Genomic DNA, 23490 nt, shown 5'->3' with positions numbered 1-23490 from the left:
TCGGGAGTTCACCCATGAAGACCATGAAGGGTCCCGGCCTTTTCCTTGCGCAGTTCGCAGGCGACGAGGCTCCGTTCAACTCGCTCGACGCGATCTGCCGCTGGGCGGCCTCCCTCGGCTATAAGGGTGTTCAGATCCCGACCTGGGATGCGCGTCTGATCGATCTGAAGAAGGCTGCGGAGTCGGACACGTATTGCGACGAGATCGCCGGCATCGTGCGCTCGCACGGCATGGAGATCACCGAGCTCTCGACGCATCTTCAGGGCCAGCTCGTCGCCGTGCATCCGGCCTATGACGAGGCCTTCGACGGGTTTGCGGCCCCTGAGGTGCGCAATAATCCGAAGGCCCGGCAGCAATGGGCGGTGAACCAGATGCTGATGGCGGCCAAAGCCTCGAAGCGTCTGGGGCTAAACGCCAGCGTCACCTTCTCCGGCGCGCTCGCCTGGCCCTTCATGTATCCCTGGCCGCAGCGTCCCGCCGGCCTCATCGAGACCGCCTTCGAGGAATTGGGTCGCCGGTGGAAGCCGATCCTCGACGCGTACGAGGAAGCAGGCTGCGATGTCTGTTACGAGATCCATCCCGGCGAGGACATCCACGACGGCGCCACTTTCGAGCGCTTCGTCGATGCGGTCGGTGGACATCGACGCGCCTGCATCAACTACGATCCGAGCCATTTCCTGCTGCAACAGCTCGACTACGTCGCCTTCATCGATCTCTATCACGAGCGCATCAAGGCCTTCCACGCCAAGGATGCGGAGTTCAATCCGTCTGGCCGCATCGGCGTCTATGGCGGCTACGAGAACTGGATCAATCGCGCCGGACGCTTCCGCTCGCTCGGCGACGGGCAGGTGGATTTCAACGCCATCTTCTCCAAGCTCGCGCAATACGACTACGATTCCTGGGCGGTGCTGGAATGGGAATGCGCCCTGAAGCACCCGGAAGACGGGGCGCGGGAAGGCGCCGAGTTCATCAATGCGCATATCATCCGCGTCACGGAAAAGGCCTTCGACGATTTCGCATCTGGTGGAACGGACGAAGCAGCGAACCGCCGGATGCTCGGCATCGACGCCGCATAAGCCTTGAGGGGGCAACATATGACGATTGCAGGATCACCGGATCAGAAGCTGAACCGCCGCCTACGTCTCGGCATGGTCGGCGGCGGACGCGGCGCCTTCATCGGCGCCGTGCACCGCATCGCCGCCCGTCTCGACGACCGTTGGGAACTGGTGGCGGGCGCCCTCTCGTCCGATCCGGAGCGGGCCAAGGCCTCCGGCGAGGATCTGCTCCTCAAGCCGGATCGCATCTATGGCGATTTCAACGAAATGGCCCGTCGCGAACGGCGGCTGAAGGACGGCATCGATGCGGTCGCCATCGTCACGCCGAACCACGCTCATGCCGCAGCGGCGCGCGCTTTCCTGAAGGCCGGTATCCACGTGATCTGCGACAAGCCGCTGACGACCACCTGCCGCGAGGCGGATCAGCTTGCAAAGCTCGCCCGTGAATCCGGTCTGATCTTCGCCGTCACACACAACTACACAGGATATCCGCTCGTGCGGCAAGCCCGCGCCATGGTGCAGGCGGGTGAGCTCGGGGCCATCCGTGTCGTGCAGGTGGAATACGCGCAGGACTGGCTCGCCACCCGCATGGAGGAGACCGGCAGCAAGCAGGCCGAATGGCGCACGGATCCGGCCCGCTCGGGCCCTGCCGGCGCCGTCGGCGATATCGGCACCCATGCCTTCAACCTCGCCGAGTTCATCGCGGGCGACGAGGTCGCGTCCCTATCGGCGGAACTGCACACCTTCGTGGAGGGTCGCAGGCTCGACGACAACGCCCACATGATGCTGCGCTTTGCGTCAGGCGCCAAAGGCATGCTCTGGTGCAGCCAAGTGGCGGCCGGCCTCGAGAACGGACTTCGCATCCGTGTCTATGGCGAGAAGGCGGGCCTCGAATGGCATCAGGAGAACCCGAACTATCTCACCTTCTCAGCGTTGGGTGAGCCGCCCCGCACCATCCGCCGCAACGGCTATGGTGCCGATGAGGTCTCCCGCGCCGCCTCACGCATCCCAGGCGGCCATCCGGAAGGCTATCTCGAAGGCTTCGCCCAGCTCTATACCGATGTCGCCGAGCAGATCACGGCGCGGATCGAGAACCGCAAGCCCAATCCTCTCTCGCTCCAGGTGCCGACCGTCGAGCACGGCGTGCGCGGCGTGCGCTTCATCGAGGCCGCCGTGCGGTCTTCGCAGCGCAAGGCGGCCTGGGTCGATCTCTAATCCGTTTGGCACTCGGGGCCGGCCCAGCCGGTCCCGAGTGCAACTCCCTTGAAATCGCCTCCGCAATCATGACGTATAGGGTGATCACGCCCTAAGCGGACTAAACGATTTCAAGATGGCTGCCACGCATCACCACCACGGCCTCGAGGACCTGAACGACACCCAGAAGCGAGTGCACCGGATTCTGTGCTCCGCCCAGAACCCGCTCTCGGCCTATGAGGTTCTCGACAAGATGCGGGCCAAGGGCGCCGTCACGCCGCCCACTGTCTACCGATCCCTGGACAAGCTGATCGAGAAGGGCCTCGCTCATCGGCTCGAGAGCCTCAATGCCTATGTGGCCTGCAAGCATCCCCATCACGAGCACGACATGGCGGCCTTCGCCATCTGCGAGAGCTGCGGACTGGTCAAGGAGTTCACGGACCCGCATATCAGCGATCGCCTCGCCCATTGGGGCGACGACCATGCCTTCTGCACCAAGAAGGTAACGGTCGAGATTCGGGGCTTGTGCGAATCTTGCGCAAAATAAGCTTAAGCGTAGGAACATCGGCTTATTTTATACGTTACTACATACCAATGCGTCGCAAACGCCGTCTTTTCTGTGTCTGAACGCCAACTTCCTTTGCGGAATATGCACGGCTGCAAGCGCTTTTCGCAACGATAGCACATTGTCAGCTTCGCATTTTACCTATATGAATATATAGGTTCCGTAATAACAGGAGTGTGGCTCATGAGCACCAAGGCCCTCAGGAAAGAAGAAGAGGACAACCTCCTTCGTCGTGCAGACGATCTGTGCCGCCAGAACAATCTCAGGCTCACGCCGATTCGCGAGCGCGTTTATCGCGAGCTGGTCCAGAGCGGCGGCCCGGTTGGGGCTTACGATCTGGTCGACCGTCTCAGCAGCGAAAAGAAGCGCCTTGCCCCGGTCACGATCTATCGCGCTCTCGACTTCCTGCGCGACGCCGGTCTCGTCCATCGTCTGGCAACCCAGAACTCCTACGTCATCTCCCACGGCCAGCCGGACGTGAACGCGATGAAGATCATGTTCGTCGATTCCAAGACGGGCGAGACCATCGAGGTTCATTCGACCGAGGTTGCAGAGGCTGTGAAGAAGGCCGCCGAACAGGCCGGCTTCAAGTCCGTCTCTCCCTTCATGGAAGTCGAAGGCGAGATTGCCCAGTAATTTCCAAGAGCAAAAGGCAGGATCCGAAACCGACTCTGCCTTTTCGAGACCTGAAACTTAAAAGGCCGGGCATTGCCCGGCCTTTTCTTTTTCTTGGCGCATCGGATGGATCCCAGAAGTGGGAGCCACTTTTCACGTCCGATGCTTTATTCCGCCGCCAGGGCCTGGCGATGGGGATGTTTTTCTTCCATCCGGCCGGCCCGTACCGTCTCCTTCGAGATGAAGGTGTAGAACATCGGAACCACGAAGAGGGTGAAGATCGTGCCGATCGACATGCCCGCCGCGATCACGAGGCCCATGGAGAAGCGCGCTGCCGCACCTGCACCGCTGGCATAGAGCAGCGGCGCGACGCCGAGCACCATGGCGGCCGTGGTCATAAGGATCGGACGAAGGCGCACGCGAGCCGCCTCCTCGATGGCTTCACGCTTGCTGACGCCATGCTTTTCCTTCTGCTCGTTGGCGAACTCCACCATCAGGATGCCGTGCTTGGTGATCAGTCCCACGAGGGTGATCAAGCCGACCTGCGTGTAGATGTTCAGCGTCGCGAGCCCAAGATTCAGGAAGATCATGGCGCCGAACATGGAGAGCGGCACCGACATCATGATGATGAACGGATCGCGGAAGCTCTCGAACTGCGCCGCCAGGACCAGATAGATCACGATGACTGCAAGGCCGAAGGCGAGGAAGATCGAACTTCCCTCCTGGATCTCCAGGCGCGACTGACCGGCATAATCCTCGTAGAAGCCCTGCGGCATGACCTCCTGTGCAATGGAACGCAGGGTCGCCAAGCCCTCCGAAGTGGTCACGCCGGGCAGCGGCAGCGCCGAGACGGTCGCCGAGTTGAGCTGATTGAACTGCTCGATGGCGGCAGGCGCCGCATCCGTCTTGATGCTCACAAGGGCGGAGAGCGGAACCATGGACCCATCGGATGCCCGCACGTAGTACTCGGCCAGACGCTCTGGATTCAGACGATCCTCCTGCCGGACCTGGCTGACCACGTCATAGCTCCGGCTGTCACGGTCGAACTTAGAGATCGGCGCACCGCCGACGAGAGCGCCGAGCGTGGTGCCGATCTCCGAGACCGGCACGCCGAGCGCGGCGGCCCGGTCGCGATCCACCGTGATGCGGGCACGGGGCGTCTCGTAAGAGATCGAGTTCTGAACCACGATGAACTTGCCGGACTTCATCGCGCGCTGGCGGATCTGCTCGGCCACTTCATAGGCCTGGGACGAGTCGCCGATGGTACGCAGCACGTACTGGATCGGCAGGCCGTCGCCGCCGCCGGGCAGAGACGGAGGCGCAAACGCGAAAGCCTGTACACCGGCATTCTCGTTCAGGAGATTTTGGATTTCCTGCTTGGTCTGCTCACCCTTCTTTTCACGCTCGCTCCACTCCTTCAGCTTGAAGCCGAAGAAGCCACCGCCGCCGCCGTCGATGCCGACGATCAGGAAGCTGTCGTCGATCTCCGGGATCTTCTCGCCTGCATTCGTGAACTGCTTGGAGAAGGCCTGGGTGTAATCAGCAGTCGCGTATTTCGGCACGTTGAGGATGCCGAGATAGGCACCCTGATCCTCTTCCGGCGCAAGCTCGGAGGAGGTCTTGGTGAACAGGAAGGCCGTGGTGCCGAGCAGGACCGCGACGATCACGAGCGTCACACCACGGTAATCCAGCGAGCCTTTCAGGCGCCTTCCATACCAGTTCTCGAGTCCCGTGAAGGTGCGGTCCACGAAGGCGGCGAACCGCCCTTGTGCGCCGTGTGCCTTGAGCAGCTTCGAGGACATCATCGGCGAGAGCGTCACCGCGACGATACCCGAGATGATCACCGCACCTGCAAGCGTGAAGGCGAATTCGCGGAACAGCGAACCCGTCAAGCCTTGCGTGAAGCCGATCGGCGCATACACGGCCGCCAGCGTGATCGTCATGGACACGATCGGGACGAAGATCTCCTTCATGCCGACGATGGCCGCATCGACGGGCTTCAGGCCCTCCTCGATGTGACGATGAATGTTCTCCAACACCACGATGGCGTCGTCGACCACGAGACCGATGGCGAGCACCATCGCCAGCAGGGTCAGAAGGTTGATCGAATAGCCGAGCGCATAAAGGAAGAAGCACACGCCGATGAGCGAGAGCGGAATCGTCACGATGGGAATCAGCACCGAGCGGAACGATCCCAGGAACAGCAGGATCACCACCACGACGATGAGCGCCGCTTCACCGATGGTCTTGAACACTTCCTCGATGGAGGCCGAGATGAAGTTCGACGCGTCGTAGACGATCTCGACGTTCATGCCCTTTGGCAGGGTCGGGCCGATCGAGTCGATCGCCTTCGTGACTTCGGCCGCCACTGTCAGCGGGTTGGCCGACGGCGTCGGCGTGATGCCGATGAAGGTGCCCTGGCTGCCGTTGAAGCTGACGATGGTGTCGGTGCTCTCGGGGCCAAGCTCCACATCCGCCACGTCGCGCAGGCGCACCACCTGATCGCCCTCCGAGCGGATCGGCAGCATGCTGAACGTTTCAGGCGTCTGCAGCGTGGTCTGCATGTCGAGCCTGTAGGCCACGTATTCGCTCTGCGTTTTGCCGGGCGCCGCAAGGAAGTTGTTGGCGTTGATCGCCTGGACAACGTCGCCCGCCGTGACGCCGCGAGCAGCAAGACGCACGGGGTCGAGCCACACGCGCATGGAGAAGTCGCGCCCGCCGAGGATTTCGGCATTGCCGACGCCTTCGAGCGTCGCGAAGCGCGGCTGCACGACGCGGGTCAGGAATTCGGAGACCTGCTCCGGATTCATCTCCGTGCTGCCGAAGGTGATGTACATGAGGGCGAAGCTCTGGCCCGTGCCCTTCATGATCACCGGATCTTCGGCCTCGGAGGGAAGCTGCGCGCGGACCTGCTGCACCTTCGCGGTGACTTCGGTGAGCGCCGCGTTCGGATCGGTGTTCAGACGCATGCGCACGGACACCGTGCTGATGCCGAGGCGGCTCTGCGTCGTCACGTAGTCCACGCCTTCCGCGCTTGAGACGGACTTGGCGATGGGCGTGCTGATGAAGCCCTGGATCAGGTCGGCGCTGGCGCCCGTGTAGGTCGTCGTGATCGTGATCGTGGTTTCCTCGATCTCGGGATACTGACGCACCTGCATGTTCATCAGACCCTGCGCACCGAGCAGCAGGATCAGGAGGCTCACCACCATCGACAGGACGGGGCGGCGGATGAAAAGTTCAGTAAAACTCATGGCTTATGCCTATTGCCCGCTCGCCAGCTTCGACGCGTCGAGCTTCGTCACATCAATGCTGTTGTCGATCTTGACCGTCGCGCCGGATTGCAGCTTGTTCTGTCCGGAGGCGACCACCTGCTGACCCGGGTTGATGCCGGAGACGATCTCGAGTGCCCCGCCGCGACGACGGCCGGTCTTCACGAAGACCTGCTTGGCAATCTGGACCGTGTTACCGTCCCGCTGCTCCTCGTCGATCGTATAGACGTAATCGCCGTAGAGGCTGGCGATGACCGCCGTCTGCGGCACCGTCATGACATTGGGCTGCTCCGGAAGGATCGCTTCCACATGGAGGAACTGGCCTGGGAGAATGGCGCTGTCCTTGTTGTCCTCGACGAGGGCTTGAACTGCGACGAGTCGGGTCTTGGGATCGACGCGCGGGTCCTTGCCAGTGACGCGGCCCTTGAACGGAAGATTGCCCTCGGTCGTGCCGATCCTAACCTCCTGGCCGAGTTTGATCTCGGCCGCCCGTTGCTCGGGAACCGTGAAATCGACCTTCATGGACGAGAGGTCCTGGAAGCTCGCGATGACGGTTCCTGGCTGCAGGTACTGCCCGACATCGACCCGGGGAATACCGATCACGCCCGAGAAAGGCGCTTTCAGAGCCTTCTGCTCGATCGTCGCTTGCAGACGGGCGAGGCGGGAGCGCGCCGCGGCGAGCAGAGCGCTGGCCTGATCGAGGTTGGCCTCTGTGCCATAACCACGGGAGGACAACGCCTTGGCACGCTCGAAGCTGCTCTCAGCCGTCTTTACATTCGCCTGAACGTCCTGAATGTCCGAGCGCTCGACGGTATCGTCGAGCTGGACGAGAACCTCACCCTGGCGAACGTTCTGGTTCGCCTTGAACTTGATCTCGCTGACGATGCCCGCCGTCTCGAAGGCCAGCTCGACGCCGTTGGCGGCTTTGGCCGTACCGATAGCGCTGATGCTTGGCGTCCAGGTCTTCGCCTCAACCTTGGCAGCCGAAATCACCTGCGGCGGCGGCTGCATGTTGGCGAAGAACTGGGTGATCATCTTGTCGCGGAAAAAGTTGAACCAGACCAATCCGGCGCAAAGTCCGATTGCAAGAATGAAGACAAGAGCGACTACGATGCGCCGTTTCATAGGCTATTTCCGAGAGTTAGCGCTCATTCCGTGAGCGCTGTACGACTATGGTGGGTGCGGCAATAGCGTAACTTTACCTTGACGCCAAGGCCATGAGAGAGAATTTATATACCGTCTGGACGGTTTAGTTGCAAGAGAGGTCAATGCTGTTCCCCTGTACCAGAGGCCGCAAGAGTTCCCGAGAAAAAATTCTTGATGCGGCGGCAGAACTCGTCGGCGAGATCGGCGCCGGACGACTGACTCTAGAAGCCGTGGCCGATAAGGCCGGGCTCAGCAAGGGTGGACTTCTCTATAATTTCCCGACGAAGGACGCGCTGCTTCAGGCCATGATCCAGCGCATGATCGACCAAGTTGCCTCCGAAAAGGAAGCCTTACGGGACAAGGCCGGTCCAGGCCCCAACCTTGAGGCTCGGGTCGTGACCAAGACCCTCCTCAATTTCTGTTGTGGCGGGAAAATGCAGGACATGGCCACTGGGATGATGGTGGCCACCGCCGAGAATCCTGGCCTTCTCGATCCTGTCCGCCAGGTGATCAACACCACTCTGGAGCAGCTGAAGGCAACCTCGGATGATTTGGATGCCGCCCTTCTGGGATGGCTTGCCACGGAAGGGCTGAGCAGCCTCGAGATGCACAAACTCAGCCCATTCTCGGACGAGGATCGTGAGCGGATCGTGAGGGCAATCGAGCGCCTCGTCAGCAAGGGCATTGCCGAGTAGCCCCCTCGCGGCCTCAGGCGATCCAGGACGGATCGCTCAGAACCTCATCCGTATGCTCGCCGAGACGCGGCGAAGGACGGCTGGCCGCCATCGCCTCCCCATCCATGACGATGGGCGAGCGGACGGACGGGATGGCACCGCCTTTGGCTGCTGACGAGGGCAGATCGATCTTCATGCCCCGGGCGATGACCTGCGGATCGGCAAAGACGTCGGCCACTGTATTGATGGGACCGGCGGGAACGCCCTGTCCTTCCAGGGCCGAGAGAAGATCCTCGCGGGTGAATCTCAGGGTCAGTTCGGTCAGCAGGGGCACGAGCTCGGCACGATGACCGACGCGGCCCGCATTGGTCCTGAAGCGTTCATCGTTGGCGAGCTCGGGCTTGCCCAGCACGGAGACGAAGCGGGAGAACTGCCCGTCATTGCCCACCGCCACGATCACATGGCCATCCGCAACGGGAAAAACCTGATAGGGCACGATGTTAGGATGGGCATTGCCCATGCGCCGGGGCGACTTGCCAGACGCCAGATAGTTCATCGCCTGATTGGCCAGCACGCTCGTCTGCACATCGAGGAGTGCCATGTCGAGATGGGCCCCCTTCCCTGTGACGTCGCGCTTACGAAGGGCGGCAAGGATGCCGACGACGGAATAGACGCCGGTGAAGATGTCCACATAGGCCACGCCGATCTTCTGCGGCTCGCCTTGCAGATCGCCCGTCAAATCCATGATGCCCCCAAGACCCTGGATCATGAAATCGTAGCCGGCACGGGCGGCATAGGGGCCGTTCTGCCCGAAGCCCGTGATCGAGCAATAGACGAGACGCGGATTGACGCTTTTGAGGCTCTCGTAATCGAGCCCGTATTTCTTCAGGCCGCCGACTTTGAAGTTCTCGATCACCACATGCGCGTGGGAGGCAAGCTTGCGCACAAGTTCCCGCCCCTCGGGCGATTCGAAATCGACCGCGATGGAGCGCTTGCCGCGGTTGCAGGAATGAAAGTAAGCCGCCGAGAGATGGTCATCCTCCGCACCCTCGATGAAGGGCGGGCCCCAGCCGCGAGTGTCGTCGCCGGCGCCCGGCCGCTCCACCTTCACCACATCGGCGCCGAGATCGGCCAGCAACTGGCCGACCCAGGGACCGGCGAGAATGCGTGCGAGTTCGAGGACTTTGAGGCCTTCGAGCGGTTTCATGAAAATCAATCCATCACGCTGTCGAGACCGCGCCGCAGGCCGGTAAACGAGCCGACACGGCGGGCGGCCAGCAGCGTTCCCGCCACATAGGGAGCGGCCGACGAGCCGGCATCGTGACGGATCACAAGCCTTTCGTTGTCGGCACCGAACACGGCCTCGCAGGACAGGACGAAGGACGGCATGCGCAGCGAATGAACCTGAATCGGCTCCTTCGCACCAAGCGCACCGCCTCGAGTCTCACGGACGCCCGTGAGTTCGTTCACGGGCTTGGAGGTCGCAGCATGCCGCACCTCGCTCAGAAGTTCCGCCAGTTCGCGAGCCGTCCCGGAGGGCGTGTCCGGCTTCTTGGCCGATGCGTAATCGATGACTTCCACGTCCGGAACATAACGGGCTGCTTCCAACGCGAACCGGCGCAACAGGGTCGCCGTGATCGAGAAGTTGCCGGCGGCCAGAACACCGCGACCGGCCTTCTGCGCAACATGATCAATCTCGGCATAATCCTCGGCACTCAGACCCGACGTGCCGATGACTACATGCCGACTCTGCGCCAAGGCCGTCAGCGTATGGGCTTTGACCGCGCCTGGCTTGGTATAGTCGATCACCACGTCGGAAGGCGCCGTGAGCGCTTCCTCGAGGGTGGCACTGATCGGAACACCGAGGCGCGGAAGACCGACCGCCTCGCCCGCATCCTGACCCGCAGCGCTGCGGCTGACCGCGCCTGCGAGGACGAGATCGTCGGAGGCGGCGATCGCCGCCACGAGGGCCTTGCCGACCCAACCGGTCGCGCCCGCCAGGGTGATCCGAATTGACATGAGCTACCAGCCTTCCCTCAGAAGAACGCCTGCAGGCCCGTCTGCGCGCGGCCTAGGATGAGAGCGTGCACGTCATGCGTGCCCTCATAGGTGTTCACGGTTTCCAGGTTCTGCGCATGACGCATGACGTGATATTCCTCTTGGATACCATTTCCGCCGTGCATGTCGCGGGCCTGACGAGCGATATCGAGCGCCTTGCCGCAATTATTGCGCTTGACCAGGGAGATCATCTCCGGCGCCACGCGGCCCTCGTCGAAGAGGCGGCCGACGCGAAGCGAGGCGTGAAGGCCGAGCGTGATCTCGGTCATCATGTCGGCGAGCTTCTTCTGCACGAGCTGGGTCGCGGCGAGCGGCCGGTCGAACTGCTTGCGGTCGAGCGTGTACTGGCGTGCCCGGTGCCAGCAATCCTCTGCGGCACCCATCGAGCCCCAGGAGATGCCATAGCGGGCCCGGTTGAGGCAGCCGAAGGGGCCTTTCAGGCCAGACACGTTGGGCAGCAGCGCATCCTCGCCCACCTCGACGCCATCCATGACGATCTCGCCGGTGATCGAGGCGCGTAAGCTGAGCTTACCGCCGATCTTCGGTGCCGAGAGGCCCTTCATCCCCTTGTCCAGCACAAAGCCGCGGATTTGGTTGTCGTGGGCTTCGGACTTGGCCCAGACCACGAAAACATCCGCGATGGGAGAGTTCGAGATCCACATCTTGGAGCCGGTGAGGCGATAGCCGCCGTCAATCTTCACGGCGCGGGTTTTCATGCCGGCCGGATCGGAGCCGGCATCCGGCTCGGTCAGGCCGAAGCAGCCCACGAACTCGCCGGAGGCAAGCTTGGGCAGGTACTTCCGGCGCTGCTCCTCGGAGCCATAGGCATAAATCGGGTACATGACGAGGGAGGATTGCACGCTCATCATGGAGCGGTAGCCGGAATCGACCCGCTCCACCTCGCGCGCCACAAGGCCGTAGGCGACGTAGGAGGCGCCGGCGCAGCCGTATTCCTCCGGCAGAGTCACGCCGAGCAGGCCGAGCTCGCCCATCTCGTTGAAGATGGCGCGGTCGGTCTTCTCTTCGCGATAAGCCTCGATCACGCGCGGCAGGAGCTTGTCCTGGGCGTAGGCGCGGGCCGTGTCGCGGATCATGCGCTCGTCGTCGGTGAGAAGCTCGTCGAGGAGAAGCGGATCATCCCACTTGAACTTCGCGTAGTCCTGAGCACCTGCCATGACGATCGTCCTTCCGAGAGAGTGTGCGGTCAGCCGCTCAGGCCAACCAAAGCCATTGAAATTGAGCGGCAAAATCGCGCTGGACAGGGGAAATGTAAATCGACATCTTCGCAGCAGGTTATTCTCAATTGGAATGAACGTGTGTTTCGTCGCGGCTTCCTGCCCAACGTGGGCAATCTCCTCGCCTTCGAGGCCACAGCCCGTCATGGCAGCGTGTCTAGAGCCGCCGAGGAACTGAACCTCACCCAGAGCGCCGTCTCGCGCCAGATCCAGCAGCTGGAGGAATCCCTTGGGGTCTCCCTGTTCAGCCGTTCGCGGCAAAGGGTAGTACTCACCGATGTGGGGCGCATGTATGCCTCCCAGGTCCGCGGCACTCTGTCCGAACTCTCTGATGCTACCCATCAGGCGATCGCGCTGTCCGGCACCAGTGGCGTTTTGAACCTCGCAACCCTGCCGACCTTCGGCACCCGCTGGCTCATTCCGCGCATTCCCGATTTCTTCGCGCGGCATCCGGGCGCGACGGTGAATTTCGGTGTGCGCCTCGTGCCCTTCGATTTCGCCACGGACCCGTTCGACGCGGCCATCCATTTCGGCGAGCCGCATTGGCCGGGCGCGGTCTGCGAATTGCTGCGAACGGAAGAGGTCGTACCGGTCTGCAGCCCGACCTATCGGGAACGGGAGAACCTGCGCTCGCCGCAAGATCTCAGGCGCGCTACCCTGCTCCAGCAGAGCACCCGCCCGACAGCCTGGGCGGAATGGTTCGCCAGTGTCGGGGTCGAGGCCGGTAATCCCTTGCGCGGTCCGCGCTTCGAGCAGTTCGCCATGGTGGCCCAGGCAGCGGCAGCGGGCCTTGGTGCCGCACTCATTCCGCACTTCCTGATCGCCGACGAACTGACCTCGGGGCGTCTGGAGATTCTATTTCCCAAGAGCCTCGTCAGCGGCGGCGCCTATTATCTCGTCTATCCCGAGCACAAGGCGGAAGCACCGCTGTTGCGCTCCTTCCGCGACTGGATTCTAGACGAGATCCGTCAGGGATAGATCCGCTTCGGCTTCATGATGCGGAAGCTTAAAGAGAATGCCACGAGCCCGCAGACCAAGATGGCACTCACCATCGAAAGCGGCGTGCCGTTGTAGAAGGCGCTGACCAGCACGATGATCAGGGCACCCGTGCTGAGCTGCAAAGTGCCCATGAGTGCCGAAGCGGTTCCGGCCACAGGACCATGTTCCTCGAGTGCGAGCACGACCGTCGAGGGAATGACATAGCCGAGACAGCCGAACGATACGAAGAGCAGACCCCAAAGCACATAGGCGTTATCGACGCCGAGGATCGTCAGCACGAAGAGCAGGACCACCAAAGCGGCAAAGCAGGAGATCGCGGTTCTCACCACCCGCTCGGCACCGAAGCGACGCATGAAGAAGCTGTTGAACTGTGCGCTGCCGATAAAGGCGATGGCGTTCGATGCGAAGACCACGCTATAGGCCGTGGGCGTCAGACCGAAATGCTCGATGAAGATGACGGATGAGCCGGCAAGATAAGCAAAGAAGCTCGCTTGGCTGAAACCACCGATGAATGTGAGCCCCAGGAAGCGCCGATCCTTCAAAAGGCCTCTATAGGTGGCAAAGGCATGCGCAATGCCTTTTCTGTCCGCATTCGGCTTGTGGGTTTCCGGCAAGAGGAAGAGGACCACGGCGAGGCCCGCAAGACCGATTGCGGCGATGGCCCAGAAGATCGCTCGCCAGGTGAAAAATGCGGTTAACGTGCTACCTGCGAGCGGCGCCAGAATGGGCGAAACGCTGAACACCAGCATCGTCGTCGCCATAAGCCGGGCCGCCTCGTGCCCGGTGTGCAGGTCGCGGATGATGGCGCGGGGAATGACCATGGCCGCGCAGGAACCGACGCCCTGCAGGAAGCGGAAAGCGATGAGGGTTTCCACATTGGGCGCGAAGCTGCAGCCGATACCTGCCAGAACGAAAAGGCCGAGCCCGAAATAGAGCGGCGGCTTGCGGCCGAAACGATCCGAGAGCGGCCCGTAGGCGACCTGGCAGACCGCCACCGCCAGGAAGAAACTCATCAGGCTCATCTGTACGGCGCTGACATCGACCTGGAACTCGCGGGCAATCGCCGGAAAGGATGGCAGGTACATATCGATGGCGAAGGGTCCCACGGCGGACAGCATGCCGAGGACGAGCGCGTTACGCAGGAAAGCGGACTTCATGGGGACGGCTTTCGTAGCCCCGGCCAATGAGCCGGGATTGAGAAAACGGCCTGAACGCGGTGCGTCACAGGTCAGGGCATGTCAGTGGAAAGGCCTTGGGCCCGTCGAGCCGGGCGCGCCGATGGGTGCCACTGCTTGTATGCCCTTTGGCGTATGGGTCAAGGCTGGTCTTCGCCCCTTGCCGGATTATAATCCGCACTAGGAACAACACTTACTCTTCGTTAACCATGAATGGTCATAGCTGATTAAGAATCCCGTCGAATGGGTCAATCCGCGCAAGAATGTCTCGTCTCTCATGCAGCCTGCCCGGGCTGACCACCAGAGTTTTCACAGTATTTCATGACCTGTTCGATGCCCCAGAATCAGATGAGCTTCGGCATTCCAGAGCCTCGAGCGCGCACTGAGTCTCAGCTCCGACATCCAGCCGGTCTTCGCAAACTCCCGAATCTTCTTGTCGCCACCGCGGTTCTGATGGCCGCGTCCGCCTGCGCCGGCCGCTCGGATCTTGGCTATGCCAGCCTCATGTCCGAGGTCCCGACGACGCGGGCGATCGTCGTTCCACCGCCCGGCGGCCCTTCCGTGGTCGCGGTCCTCCAGCAGCAATACCAGGATGGCCTCTCGCAGGAGATCGCCCTTTCGACGGCCTCCCTGACTACGGGCCAGAACGCCTTTTACGTGAGTCTGCTCAACAACACGGCAGGCAACATGGAGATTCCGAACACCCTGTCACTGCCCTCCATGACCCCAGACCGGCTCCAGAGCGAAATGGAAGAGCGAATGCCGGGCGTCGAGATGGAGACCTCACTGGTCTACGTGCAGAACAAGTTCGGCCCCTTCGGATTCGCCACGGGACGCTCGTCCACGGGCGATCTGTGCCTCTATGCCTGGCAGCAGATCGAGCCCGGCGAGCCGGCGATCTTCGTGCCGGGGGGAACCATCTCGGTCCGCCTGCGCCTGTGCGATGCCGATGCCAGCGTAGATCAACTGCTGCGTGTCTTCTACGGCTACACGATCGCGGCCTATTATCGCCAGGAATCCTGGAATCCCTACGGAGACCCGCCCTCGCCGCCGAAACAGCTTGGGGAGAGAGATGCCCCCATGTATCCACTGGGCCTCGGCGACAGCGGAGGAAGCGCTACGGTCATCCGCCGACGGAACCTGTCCGAAGAAACCCGGCGCACCATTCCCGTTGAAACACCGAGGCGCATCATCGACAAGGATACGATTGCACCGCCTGCTGTCGCTCCGGTGGAAACAGCACCGCCGACCGGCTACCCAGTCGTACCGCCACCTCCGGGCCAGTAATCGCGAAATTCTTACGTTATATCGTTATAATACGAAATAACGATCTGTTTACTGCTGTGACATTAGGCCTAAGTTACACTATCGATATATTAATGGACCCAACTTTAGTCTTGAATTAAGCGTGCGATCTCCCACGCAAAACCTTCGAGCCGAGAATCCAAACGATGCGGGCAGGTCTTATCGTAGCCTTTTGGGCTGTGGCGGCGGTATTGATCATCTCGATCGTTGCTCTTCCAATCAGTCTTCAGGCGCATCTGGTCGCAGGCCTCACCGTCGTGGCCTGCATGATCATTATCAAGTTCTTCCGCGCCCAGGGCATCTGGCGCCTGATCGCGCTCGCGCTCGGCACCGCCATTGTCCTGCGTTACGTCTTCTGGCGCACCACCAGCACGATTCCGCCGATCACTGAGGTCGCGAGCTTCATCCCGGGCTTCCTGCTCTATCTGGCCGAGATGTACAGCGTCATGATGCTGTTCCTCAGCCTGTTCGTGGTGTCGAGCCCCCTGAAGTCGCGCAAAGCGCCTCAGATCGACCCGCAGAACCTTCCGACGGTCGACGTTTTCGTCCCGAGTTACAACGAAAGCGCGGATCTCCTGGCGACGACCTTGGCGGCCGCGAAGGCCATGACCTATCCGGCGGAAAAGATCACGGTCTGGCTTCTGGACGATGGCGGCACCGACGAGAAGTGCAATTCGAGCAATGCCAACGCCGCGCATCAGGCCCGCGAACGCCGCGCGGAATTGCAGGCTCTCTGTGCCGCCATGGAGGTGAAATACCTGACCCGGGCGCGCAACCTGCATGCCAAGGCCGGCAACCTCAATAACGGTCTTGAGCACTCGACCGGCGACCTGGTCGCCGTCTTCGATGCCGATCACGCTCCCGCGCGCAGCTTTCTTACCGAGACGGTCGGCTATTTCACCACGGACAAGAACCTGTTTCTGGTTCAGACGCCGCACTTCTTCATCAATCCCGATCCGCTGGAGCGCAATCTCGGCACGTTCCAGACCATGCCGTCGGAGAACGAGATGTTCTACGGCGTCATCCAGCGCGGCCTCGACAAGTGGGATGCGGCCTTCTTCTGCGGCTCGGCCGCCGTGCTTCGGCGCGAAGCTCTCCAGGAAACCAACGGCTTCAGCGGCGTCAGCATCACCGAGGATTGCGAGACCGCCCTCGAGCTCCACTCCCGCGGCTGGACGAGTGTCTATGTGGACAAGCCGCTGATCGCCGGCCTGCAGCCGGACAGCTTTGCCAGCTTCATTGGTCAGCGCTCACGCTGGGCGCAAGGGATGATGCAGATCCTGCGCTACAAGTTTCCACCCTTCAAGCGTGGGCTGAAGATCTCGCAGCGCCTGTGCTACATGTCGAGCAGCATGTTCTGGCTGTTCCCGTTCTCGCGGTTCTGTTTCCTCGTTTCCCCTCTCTGCTATCTCTTCTTCTCGCTTGAGATCTTCACCGCATCGGGAGGCGAGTTCTTCGCCTATACGTTCACCTACATGATGGTGAACTTCATGATGCAGAACTATCTCTATGGCCGCTACCGCTGGCCGTGGATTTCGGATCTCTACGAGTACATCCAGACCATCTATCTGCTTCCTGCCGTGCTGTCGGTGATCGCCAATCCGAGCAAGCCCACCTTCAAGGTCACGGCGAAGAACGAGTCGATGGAGGAAAGCCGGGTCTCGGAGCTGGGAACACCGTATTTCATCATCTTCGGCATCCTGATCCTGGGCGTCGTCGCCACCGGCGTCCGGGTCTGGGCGGAGCCCTACAAGGCCGACCTCACCCTCGTGACCGGCGCCTGGAACGTGCTCAACCTCATCATCGCGGGCTGCGCCCTGGGCGTGGTGTCGGAACGGGCCACGCGGCGCCAGAGCCATCGTGTCCGCGTCGACCGGCCCTGCCACTTCATCATGGGCGACGAGATCATCGATGCGGTCCTAAAGGACGTCTCGGTGGGCGGCGCAAGGGTTCACGTTCCACCATCCGCCGAGCCGAAGCTGAAGAAGGGAACCTCGGGCACGCTTGAGTTCCAGCCCTTCTCCAGCCTCCCCGTCCAGCATCTGCCGATGGAGATCCGCAAGGTCGGCATGGATGACAAGGGCCTTCTGCTCGGCTGCCGCTTCCTGATCGAGAAGCCCGAACATCGGAAGATGATTGCCGACCTCGTCTTCGCCAATGCGGACCAATGGAGCGAATTCCAGAAGAACCGACATCATGACATCGGCGTTCTCCGCGGGACTCTCTGGTTCTTCATGGTCGCGTTCTATCAGACGGGACGAGGCCTCTCCTATTTCTTCGGCCTGCAAAGGATCGGCAGTTCCAGCCCTCCGGCACCGTCCGTCGCTCCGGCCGTCAAGTAGAGGTATATCGTGCGTCGGGTTCTGATCTTCTCTCTGCTGGCCATTCAGGCGCTGGGTGCGCAGAACGCTGTCGCGCAGGCCCCCTTCAGCATGTCGCCCGGCACACCGAGCACGCCTCCCGTAGCCCGGCCGGCACCACAGCAGGAACCGGCGCAACAGGTCCCCTCTGCCGCGCCTTTCGAGATGCGCCAGCCGGGTGCAGCTCCTTCGACGCCTCCCGCAGCACAGCCCGCATCTCCAGCTCTGTCTGCGCCCCCTGCCAGAAGCGCTGCGCCGCCTGCAAAGGGAGCCTCGGCGGCTCGTGGTACAGCGCGCATCGAGCGCCCCGTTCTTCCCTTCGAGATAATCCGCCTTGAGGGCGAGACGGATGCAAGGTCGTGGACCTTCCACCTCACCCAGGACGAAGCATCGAGCGGTGCCAGCATCGCACTCGGCTATAAGAATGCCGTCGTCGTCATGCCCGAGGGCTCGCGCCTGAGGATTGCGATCAATGGCGAATCCGTCGTCGACACGCCGATCTCCTCGCCGAACGACATCAAGCGCGTGACAGCATCGATCCGTCCCGGTCTCCTGCGGGCGGGGCAGAACATCATCCGCATGGAGGCCTTCCAGCGCCACCGGACGGACTGCACCATCGAAGCCACCTACGAGCTTTGGACGGATGTCGACTCGGCCTCCACGAAGCTCGTCTTCGCCGAGGGCGCCACCAAGACATTGCGCAGCCTGGACGATCTGCCCGCCATTGGCGTCGACAATGCGGGTGTGACGACGATCAGAGTAGTGGCGCCCAAGATATACCGCCCGGAAATTCGCGATCGGCTGCTGCGTCTCGTGCAGCTTGTCGCTCTGCGCGGACGCTACGCCCATCCGGTGATCCAGGTCGTGGAATCCGATCCAGGCCCGTCCCCCGTCGGCACGCTCAAGGTGGCCATGGGCTTGGCAAGCGAGTTGCGCGGTCTGGTTGCGGGTGTGCCTGATGCCGCTGCGATCCAACCGCTGACCATGATGATGCAGGAGCCGGGCTCCCTGGGCTCAACCCTCGTCGTATCCGGTCCGACCTGGCAGGACCTCGACACTGCCATCGGAATCGTCGGAACGCGGGGCATCAATGCCACGCAGGTCGAACGAGGCATGATCGACACCGCCTCATGGCAATGGCCCGAGGTTCCAACCGCCTTCGGCGCCCAGAACTTCCGCTTTGCCGATCTCGGCGTACCGACGCAGGAATTTTCCGGACGGCGGCTGAAGACCGGCTTTTCCATCAACCTGCCCCCGGATTTCTACGCCACGGAATACGGCGAGACCATCCTGCATCTCGATGCGGCCTACACGTCGGCGGTGCGACCGGGCAGCCATGTCAACGTCTTTGTCAACGGCATGATCAGCACGCAGATGACAATCACCTCGCAGGGGGACATCGTCCGGCGGCACAACATCAGAGTGCCGCTCAAGCACTTCAAATCCGGTCTCAACCATGTTACCGTCGAGGCCATCCTGCTGACGGATGCCGATGAGCGCTGCGCGCCGGGCGAAACCCTTTCCGAGACGAACCGTTTCGTCCTGTTCGACACCACTACGCTCGAATTCCCGACCTATGGGCGCATCGGACGTCTGCCGGATCTTGCCGTTCTGAGCGCGGGCCGCTTCCCGGATGAGGATCTTCCGACCACCGTGGTTCTGGCCCGACCCGATCCGCTGAACTATTCCGCAGCTGGCACCCTGCTCGCCCGCATGGCGCGCAGCGCCGGCACGCCAGTGCGCGCGCAATTCTCCAACGCCGCCTCGGCGGACGACGAATCCGTACTCTTCATCGGCGCCGTCGATCAGATTCCCGCAGGCCTGCTCAACCGGGTGAAGGTCTCGGAGCATCTCCGCATGATCTGGCCTTCGACGCCGACGGCGGGCGACAGGCCCGGGCAGCAGATGGCCAGCACGGATTTCAGCCTTCCCGTCGCCCAGGCCTCGCCGGATCGCACGTCCAGTGCCTCGACGGACGAGGTCCGCAAGCGCTGGTCGGAGACATTCCAGAGGCGCGGCGTTCTTCAGCAGACAATCGGCACGGTACAGGACTGGCTGGAGAAGACCTTCAGCCTTTCCCTCAGTTCACTGTCGCTGGAGGAGCGCGCCGATGCGCCCTACGAACCGCCGCAGCGCTCGACCCTGCTCGTCGCGCAAAACCGCACCGAAGCATCCGGAGTCTGGACCCTTGTGACGGCCCGAACCGACAAGGCCCTGGCGGATGAAATGGCCCGGCTGGCCACCCCGACGATCTGGTCCCAGGTCGCGGGCCGAGCGATTGCTCTCGAGCCGCGGGAGATGAAGCTCCAGGTCGAGCCCATCAAGGATTATCGTTTCGTGCAGACGCAGCCCCCGTCCCTGGCGAATCTGCGCCTCGTGGCGGCGAACTGGATGTCCGCCAACATTCTTCCCTATGCGCTTCTCATGCTGGCCTGCTGCACGTTCCTGGGCATTGCAACCTCCCTGCTCCTGAACCGCCTGGGACGCCGCTCATGACGGTCCGGACGCGCCGGCCCATTCAGCTCATGTCGTGGCTCTCTGCCGCCTTCTTCCTTCTCACGGCCTCGATGGCATCCTCTCAGAGCCTTTCCGTCCAGCCCTTGAACCTCGTCGGCACGATCTCCTCGGCAGACTGGGAGGCCTATCGCTCGCGATTCGTGGAAGACAACGGGCGGGTGGTCGACACGGCCAACGGCAATATCAGCCACAGTGAGGGACAGGGATATGGACTGCTCCTTGCCCTGACCGCCGCCGACAGGCGCTCCTTCGAGCGGATCTGGAACTTCACCTTCACCGAGCTCCTCATCCGGGACGACGGCCTTGCCGTATGGAAGTGGGATCCCAACGGCAAGCCGAAGGTCACCGATCGCAACAATGCGACCGATGGCGATCTTCTCATCGCCTATGCCCTGGCCAAGGCCGGAACGGCCTGGCAGGAACCCCGCTACACGACAGCCGCGCAGAAGCTCGCCAAGGCCATCGGCAAGAGCACGTTCGGCCGCAGCGGACGATCCATGATTCTCCTGCCCGGCGCACAGGGCTTCGGCGCCAGTGACCGTCCCGACGGGCCGGTCATCAATCTCTCCTACTGGGTTTTCGAAGCGTTTCCGGTGCTGGCGGTTTTGGCACCCGAATACGAATGGAACCACGTCTGGCGGGACGGCGTGATGCTGCTGCTACAGGCGACTTCGGGCCGGATCAGGCTTCCTGCCGACTGGATCTCGCTTCACAACGAGCTCCAGCCTCAACCGGCGGATGGCTTTCCGCCAGAGTTCGGTTACAACTCGTTAAGGATACCGCTTTACCTGTTGCGAGCAGGGATGACTGACATGGAGTGGCTGAGGGCTCTCAAGCAACGCTGGTCTGCGGAGAACGAAGGGATTGCCGTGGTCAACGTAGTGACCGGACAGATCCGGGAGCGATTGACCGACCAGGGCTACGCCATTCTGCCCGCGGCTCTAGCCTGCGCGCTTGACGGGACGCCTGTTCCCGAATCGCTGAAGACCTTCGAGCCGAGCCTCTACTATCCGTCGACCCTGTATCTTTTGGCGAAATCCCTGCTCGGTGAAAAATATCCGCAATGCGTCTAGTCGGCAGTGCCATAACGATTGCGGTTGCAATCCTGGGCTTCGCGGCGATCGCGCAGCAAACAGGCCCTGCCAGCAATCAGCCGCCTGCCGCATCGCCTCCTGCACCGTCACCGCCTGCAAACGGATCCCAGCCTCAGGTCGATGAATCCGCCCTGCGCTATTTCGCGTCCCAGGGCGATACGCGCCGGGTGAACGCGGAAATTGCGCGGTTGCGCGCGCTCTATCCCAACTGGACACCGCCCAGCGATCTGTCGCAGCTCTCCGGCGGTGCCGGCGCTGCGGCGCCCGACCCGCTTATCGAGCGCCTATGGAATCTCTATCGCGAGGATCGAATCGCCGAGGTCCGCGCCGCCATTGCCGAGCGTCAGACGTCCGACCCGAACTGGAAGCCGCCGGAGGAACTGATCACGGCTCTCGATATGGTCGAGGCGCGCCGTCGCCTGACCAATGCGTCGGATACAGGCCAGTGGCGAACGGTTCTGCAGGTGGCGACGGAAACGCCGGGCCTTCTGACCTGCATGAATGTGGACGTGATGTGGCGGGTGGCCGAGGCCTTTGCCCGGACGGACCAGCCGAACCGGACACGGGATGTCTACACCTATCTCCTGCAGAACTGCGCCAACCCGGGCGAGCGCCTCGCGACCTTGCAGAAAGCCCTGACCCTGCTTCCCGAGCAGCAGGTGACAGCCCTGCTCCAGTTCGAGCGCAAGACCGGCGAGACGCCGGACGATTTCAGCGCCATCCGCGACGAGCTGGCCCGCCGCCGGGTCGAACGGGCCTCCCTCGACAGCAAGCTGACCGCAACCGCCGAGGATCTCGCCGTCGTCGAACGAATGATCCAGAACACGAGCGACACTGGCCCCGTGTTGATCCTCGGATGGTACAATTTCCATCACGGCAATCCCGCGCGGGCGCTCGAATTGTTCAAGACGGCCCTCGACCGCAACGCCGGCATGAAGGCGGCGGAAGGCTATGCCATGTCGCTGCGGGCGCTCGAACGGCTCTCGGATGCGGAGGCCTTCGCCTATGAATGGCGCGAGCGCGCGCCCGAGAACATGAAGATCTATCTCGACGTGGCAACCGCGCTCCTGAGCCAGGACCCGCCGCCGCGCCTCGAGCCGCAGGTGGTTTCGCGGATCGTCCCGGTCGTCACCGCACAACGCTTCTCCGATGCGGCCCAGGCGCTCGGCTGGTACTCCTACAACACGGAGCAGATCCGCACGGCGCGCGACTGGTTCCGCACGGCGCTGAGCTGGAAGGCCGATGACGAGCCGTCCGCTTACGGTCTCGCCCTGTCGGCGCAGCGCCTGAACGACCGGGCCGGCTTCAGCGCCGTCGTTGCCCAATGGCGCAGCCGCTCGCAGCGCGTCGCCGACCTGGCGGACGGGGTCTATCGAGCCTCCAGACGGCAATCGGTTGTCGCACCGCCGGCTGTTGCGCAGGCTCCCTCGGCGCAACCCATCGAGAGCGCTCCATTGCCTGTCCAACCCCGCTCGGCTCCCCGTCAGGCCATTGTGGAACGCGTCGAAACCGAGCAGACCTTCGTCCGGACCGAGGACAACGTCCGACGCAGGCAGACCCAAGCCCGGTCCACCCTCGGGCGTCGTTGCGCCATGACGCGCAACCCGGCCGGCCTATCAGGCGATGGCGCTCTCACCCGCGGCTGGTGCCTCATGGAGATCAACCGTCCCATGGAAGCCGTGGCGGCCTTCGATCAGGCCATCGCCACCGGCAGCAGCCGCACCCGCGAGGAGGCGGCCTACGGCAAGTCCCTCGCCTATCTGCGCAAGAATCTGACCTCCGAGGCAGCCATCGCTGCCGCCGAAGCGCCGCAGACCCGCGAGCGCCGGGTGGAGCTCGGGGCCTCGATCCTGACTCAGCGGGCGCTGGCGGCCTACCGCGACGGGCGCTATGTGGAAACACTCCTCGCCTTGAGCGAGCGGGCCCGGCTGGTGCCGGAACAGAACGATCTGCTGCTCATCCGCGGCTGGTCCTATCTCAAGCTCGGTCGCTATGACGATGCGGAGAAGGTTTTCCGCGCCGTTCAACGGACAGGATATTCCGAGGAAGCCGCAGCCGGATTGAACGCCATTCGCGAAGTCACCGGCCAGATGCGGTACTAGGGGGGATGTTTAGTCCCGGCATTTGGTGGAGCGGGTCGAGCCTGAAGCGTTGCGGCTCGCTTGTAAAGATCTTGCAGATGTACTCGTAGGGGGTGAGGCCGCGCAGGGTCTTGAGCCGGCGGGCGAA

General features: G+C 62.6%; 17 protein-coding genes. 11 read left to right on the top strand and 6 right to left on the bottom strand.

Going from position 1 to position 23490, the window contains the following annotated elements; all coding sequences use genetic code 11:
- Nucleotides 1-14: 14 nt before the first annotated feature.
- From ACS5Q1_RS26870 to ACS5Q1_RS26855, 4 genes are all read left to right on the top strand, one after another.
- Complete coding sequence (locus tag ACS5Q1_RS26870; RefSeq protein WP_473101049.1) at nt 15-1076, top strand: sugar phosphate isomerase/epimerase family protein; 1062 nt, start codon at nt 15-17, stop codon at nt 1074-1076.
- Nucleotides 1077-1094: 18 nt separating this feature from the next.
- Nucleotides 1095-2270, top strand: coding sequence for a Gfo/Idh/MocA family protein (locus ACS5Q1_RS26865; RefSeq protein ID WP_473101048.1), 1176 nt, complete (start codon nt 1095-1097; stop codon nt 2268-2270).
- 115 nt (nt 2271-2385) lie between these two features.
- On the top strand, nt 2386-2796 hold the full coding sequence (locus ACS5Q1_RS26860; RefSeq protein ID WP_473101047.1) for a Fur family transcriptional regulator: 411 nt from the start codon (nt 2386-2388) through the stop codon (nt 2794-2796).
- Between the two features lie 201 nt (nt 2797-2997).
- On the top strand, nt 2998-3450 hold the full coding sequence (locus tag ACS5Q1_RS26855; RefSeq protein ID WP_152714305.1) for a Fur family transcriptional regulator: 453 nt from the start codon (nt 2998-3000) through the stop codon (nt 3448-3450).
- Between the two features lie 146 nt (nt 3451-3596).
- Here ACS5Q1_RS26855 and ACS5Q1_RS26850 read toward each other — a convergent pair whose 3' ends face one another.
- On the bottom strand, nt 3597-6680 hold the full coding sequence (locus ACS5Q1_RS26850; protein WP_473101046.1) for an efflux RND transporter permease subunit: 3084 nt from the start codon (nt 6678-6680) through the stop codon (nt 3597-3599).
- Between the two features lie 9 nt (nt 6681-6689).
- A complete protein-coding gene (locus ACS5Q1_RS26845; RefSeq protein ID WP_473101045.1) occupies nt 6690-7823 on the bottom strand; it encodes an efflux RND transporter periplasmic adaptor subunit in 1134 nt (377 codons plus the stop codon).
- Between the two features lie 143 nt (nt 7824-7966).
- Here ACS5Q1_RS26845 and ACS5Q1_RS26840 point away from each other — a divergent pair, with 143 nt between their 5' ends.
- The gene (locus ACS5Q1_RS26840; protein ID WP_473101044.1) at nt 7967-8539 is read left to right on the top strand and encodes a TetR/AcrR family transcriptional regulator; all 573 of its coding nucleotides are present in this window, start codon (nt 7967-7969) and stop codon (nt 8537-8539) included.
- A gap of 13 nt (nt 8540-8552) precedes the next feature.
- Here the strand turns inward: ACS5Q1_RS26840 and ACS5Q1_RS26835 are convergent, their stop codons facing one another.
- The 3 genes from ACS5Q1_RS26835 to ACS5Q1_RS26825 are packed head-to-tail and all read right to left on the bottom strand — an operon-like array spanning nt 8553 to nt 11751.
- On the bottom strand, nt 8553-9725 hold the full coding sequence (locus tag ACS5Q1_RS26835) for a CaiB/BaiF CoA transferase family protein (protein WP_473101043.1): 1173 nt from the start codon (nt 9723-9725) through the stop codon (nt 8553-8555).
- Between the two features lie 5 nt (nt 9726-9730).
- Nucleotides 9731-10537, bottom strand: a complete 807-nt coding sequence (dapB, locus tag ACS5Q1_RS26830; RefSeq protein WP_473101042.1) for a 4-hydroxy-tetrahydrodipicolinate reductase — start codon at nt 10535-10537, stop codon at nt 9731-9733.
- A gap of 17 nt (nt 10538-10554) precedes the next feature.
- The gene (locus tag ACS5Q1_RS26825) at nt 10555-11751 is read right to left on the bottom strand and encodes an acyl-CoA dehydrogenase (protein ID WP_473101041.1); all 1197 of its coding nucleotides are present in this window, start codon (nt 11749-11751) and stop codon (nt 10555-10557) included.
- Nucleotides 11752-11892: 141 nt separating this feature from the next.
- Between ACS5Q1_RS26825 and ACS5Q1_RS26820 the strand changes: the two genes are divergently transcribed.
- Nucleotides 11893-12789: a LysR family transcriptional regulator gene (locus ACS5Q1_RS26820; protein ID WP_473101040.1), complete on the top strand. Its 897-nt coding sequence runs from the start codon at nt 11893-11895 to the stop codon at nt 12787-12789.
- Here ACS5Q1_RS26820 and ACS5Q1_RS26815 read toward each other — a convergent pair.
- Complete coding sequence (locus ACS5Q1_RS26815) at nt 12780-13967, bottom strand: multidrug effflux MFS transporter (RefSeq protein WP_473101039.1); 1188 nt, start codon at nt 13965-13967, stop codon at nt 12780-12782. The genes ACS5Q1_RS26820 and ACS5Q1_RS26815 overlap by 10 nt on opposite strands.
- A 351-nt stretch (nt 13968-14318) precedes the next feature.
- On the opposite strand from ACS5Q1_RS26815, the gene bcsN reads away from it, so the two are divergent.
- The 5 genes from bcsN (at nt 14319) to ACS5Q1_RS26790 (ending at nt 23363) form a co-directional block, all read left to right on the top strand.
- Nucleotides 14319-15272 (top strand): cellulose biosynthesis protein BcsN, encoded by a 954-nt coding sequence (bcsN, locus tag ACS5Q1_RS26810; RefSeq protein ID WP_473101038.1) that lies wholly within the window; start codon nt 14319-14321, stop codon nt 15270-15272.
- A 164-nt stretch (nt 15273-15436) separates the two neighbouring features.
- A complete protein-coding gene (bcsA, locus tag ACS5Q1_RS26805) occupies nt 15437-17632 on the top strand; it encodes a UDP-forming cellulose synthase catalytic subunit (protein ID WP_473101037.1) in 2196 nt (731 codons plus the stop codon).
- 9 nt (nt 17633-17641) lie between these two features.
- Complete coding sequence (locus tag ACS5Q1_RS26800; protein WP_473101036.1) at nt 17642-20146, top strand: cellulose biosynthesis cyclic di-GMP-binding regulatory protein BcsB; 2505 nt, start codon at nt 17642-17644, stop codon at nt 20144-20146.
- Nucleotides 20143-21240 carry a family 8 glycosyl hydrolase gene (locus tag ACS5Q1_RS26795; protein WP_473101035.1) on the top strand — a complete coding sequence of 366 codons (1098 nt, stop codon included), beginning with the start codon at nt 20143-20145 and terminating at the stop codon, nt 21238-21240. The genes ACS5Q1_RS26800 and ACS5Q1_RS26795 overlap by 4 nt, the downstream gene beginning before the upstream one ends.
- Entirely contained in the window at nt 21231-23363 is a 2133-nt protein-coding gene (locus tag ACS5Q1_RS26790; RefSeq protein WP_473101034.1) for a tetratricopeptide repeat protein, read from the top strand. Before ACS5Q1_RS26795 ends, ACS5Q1_RS26790 begins: the two co-directional genes overlap by 10 nt.
- The last annotated feature ends 127 nt before the right edge of the window (nt 23364-23490 follow it).

The organism is Microvirga sp. GN3 (assembly GCF_055792825.1).
This window is presented reverse-complemented; position numbering and strand designations above follow the sequence as displayed.

What these genes read in the sequence shown, in the direction of transcription:
- bcsN (WP_473101038.1), top strand. Translation starts at nt 14,319, where the DNA reads ATGCCCCAGAATCAGATGAGCTTCGGCATTCCAGAGCCTCGAGCGCGC.
- ACS5Q1_RS26865 (WP_473101048.1), top strand. Translation starts at nt 1,095, where the DNA reads ATGACGATTGCAGGATCACCGGATCAGAAGCTGAACCGCCGCCTACGT.
- ACS5Q1_RS26845 (WP_473101045.1), bottom strand. Translation starts at nt 7,823, where the DNA reads ATGAAACGGCGCATCGTAGTCGCTCTTGTCTTCATTCTTGCAATCGGA.
- ACS5Q1_RS26840 (WP_473101044.1), top strand. Translation starts at nt 7,967, where the DNA reads ATGCTGTTCCCCTGTACCAGAGGCCGCAAGAGTTCCCGAGAAAAAATT.
- ACS5Q1_RS26825 (WP_473101041.1), bottom strand. Translation starts at nt 11,751, where the DNA reads ATGGCAGGTGCTCAGGACTACGCGAAGTTCAAGTGGGATGATCCGCTT.
- ACS5Q1_RS26850 (WP_473101046.1), bottom strand. Translation starts at nt 6,680, where the DNA reads ATGAGTTTTACTGAACTTTTCATCCGCCGCCCCGTCCTGTCGATGGTG.
- ACS5Q1_RS26855 (WP_152714305.1), top strand. Translation starts at nt 2,998, where the DNA reads ATGAGCACCAAGGCCCTCAGGAAAGAAGAAGAGGACAACCTCCTTCGT.
- ACS5Q1_RS26815 (WP_473101039.1), bottom strand. Translation starts at nt 13,967, where the DNA reads ATGAAGTCCGCTTTCCTGCGTAACGCGCTCGTCCTCGGCATGCTGTCC.
- ACS5Q1_RS26870 (WP_473101049.1), top strand. Translation starts at nt 15, where the DNA reads ATGAAGACCATGAAGGGTCCCGGCCTTTTCCTTGCGCAGTTCGCAGGC.
- ACS5Q1_RS26860 (WP_473101047.1), top strand. Translation starts at nt 2,386, where the DNA reads ATGGCTGCCACGCATCACCACCACGGCCTCGAGGACCTGAACGACACC.
- ACS5Q1_RS26835 (WP_473101043.1), bottom strand. Translation starts at nt 9,725, where the DNA reads ATGAAACCGCTCGAAGGCCTCAAAGTCCTCGAACTCGCACGCATTCTC.
- ACS5Q1_RS26795 (WP_473101035.1), top strand. Translation starts at nt 20,143, where the DNA reads ATGACGGTCCGGACGCGCCGGCCCATTCAGCTCATGTCGTGGCTCTCT.
- ACS5Q1_RS26790 (WP_473101034.1), top strand. Translation starts at nt 21,231, where the DNA reads ATGCGTCTAGTCGGCAGTGCCATAACGATTGCGGTTGCAATCCTGGGC.
- bcsA (WP_473101037.1), top strand. Translation starts at nt 15,437, where the DNA reads ATGCGGGCAGGTCTTATCGTAGCCTTTTGGGCTGTGGCGGCGGTATTG.
- dapB (WP_473101042.1), bottom strand. Translation starts at nt 10,537, where the DNA reads ATGTCAATTCGGATCACCCTGGCGGGCGCGACCGGTTGGGTCGGCAAG.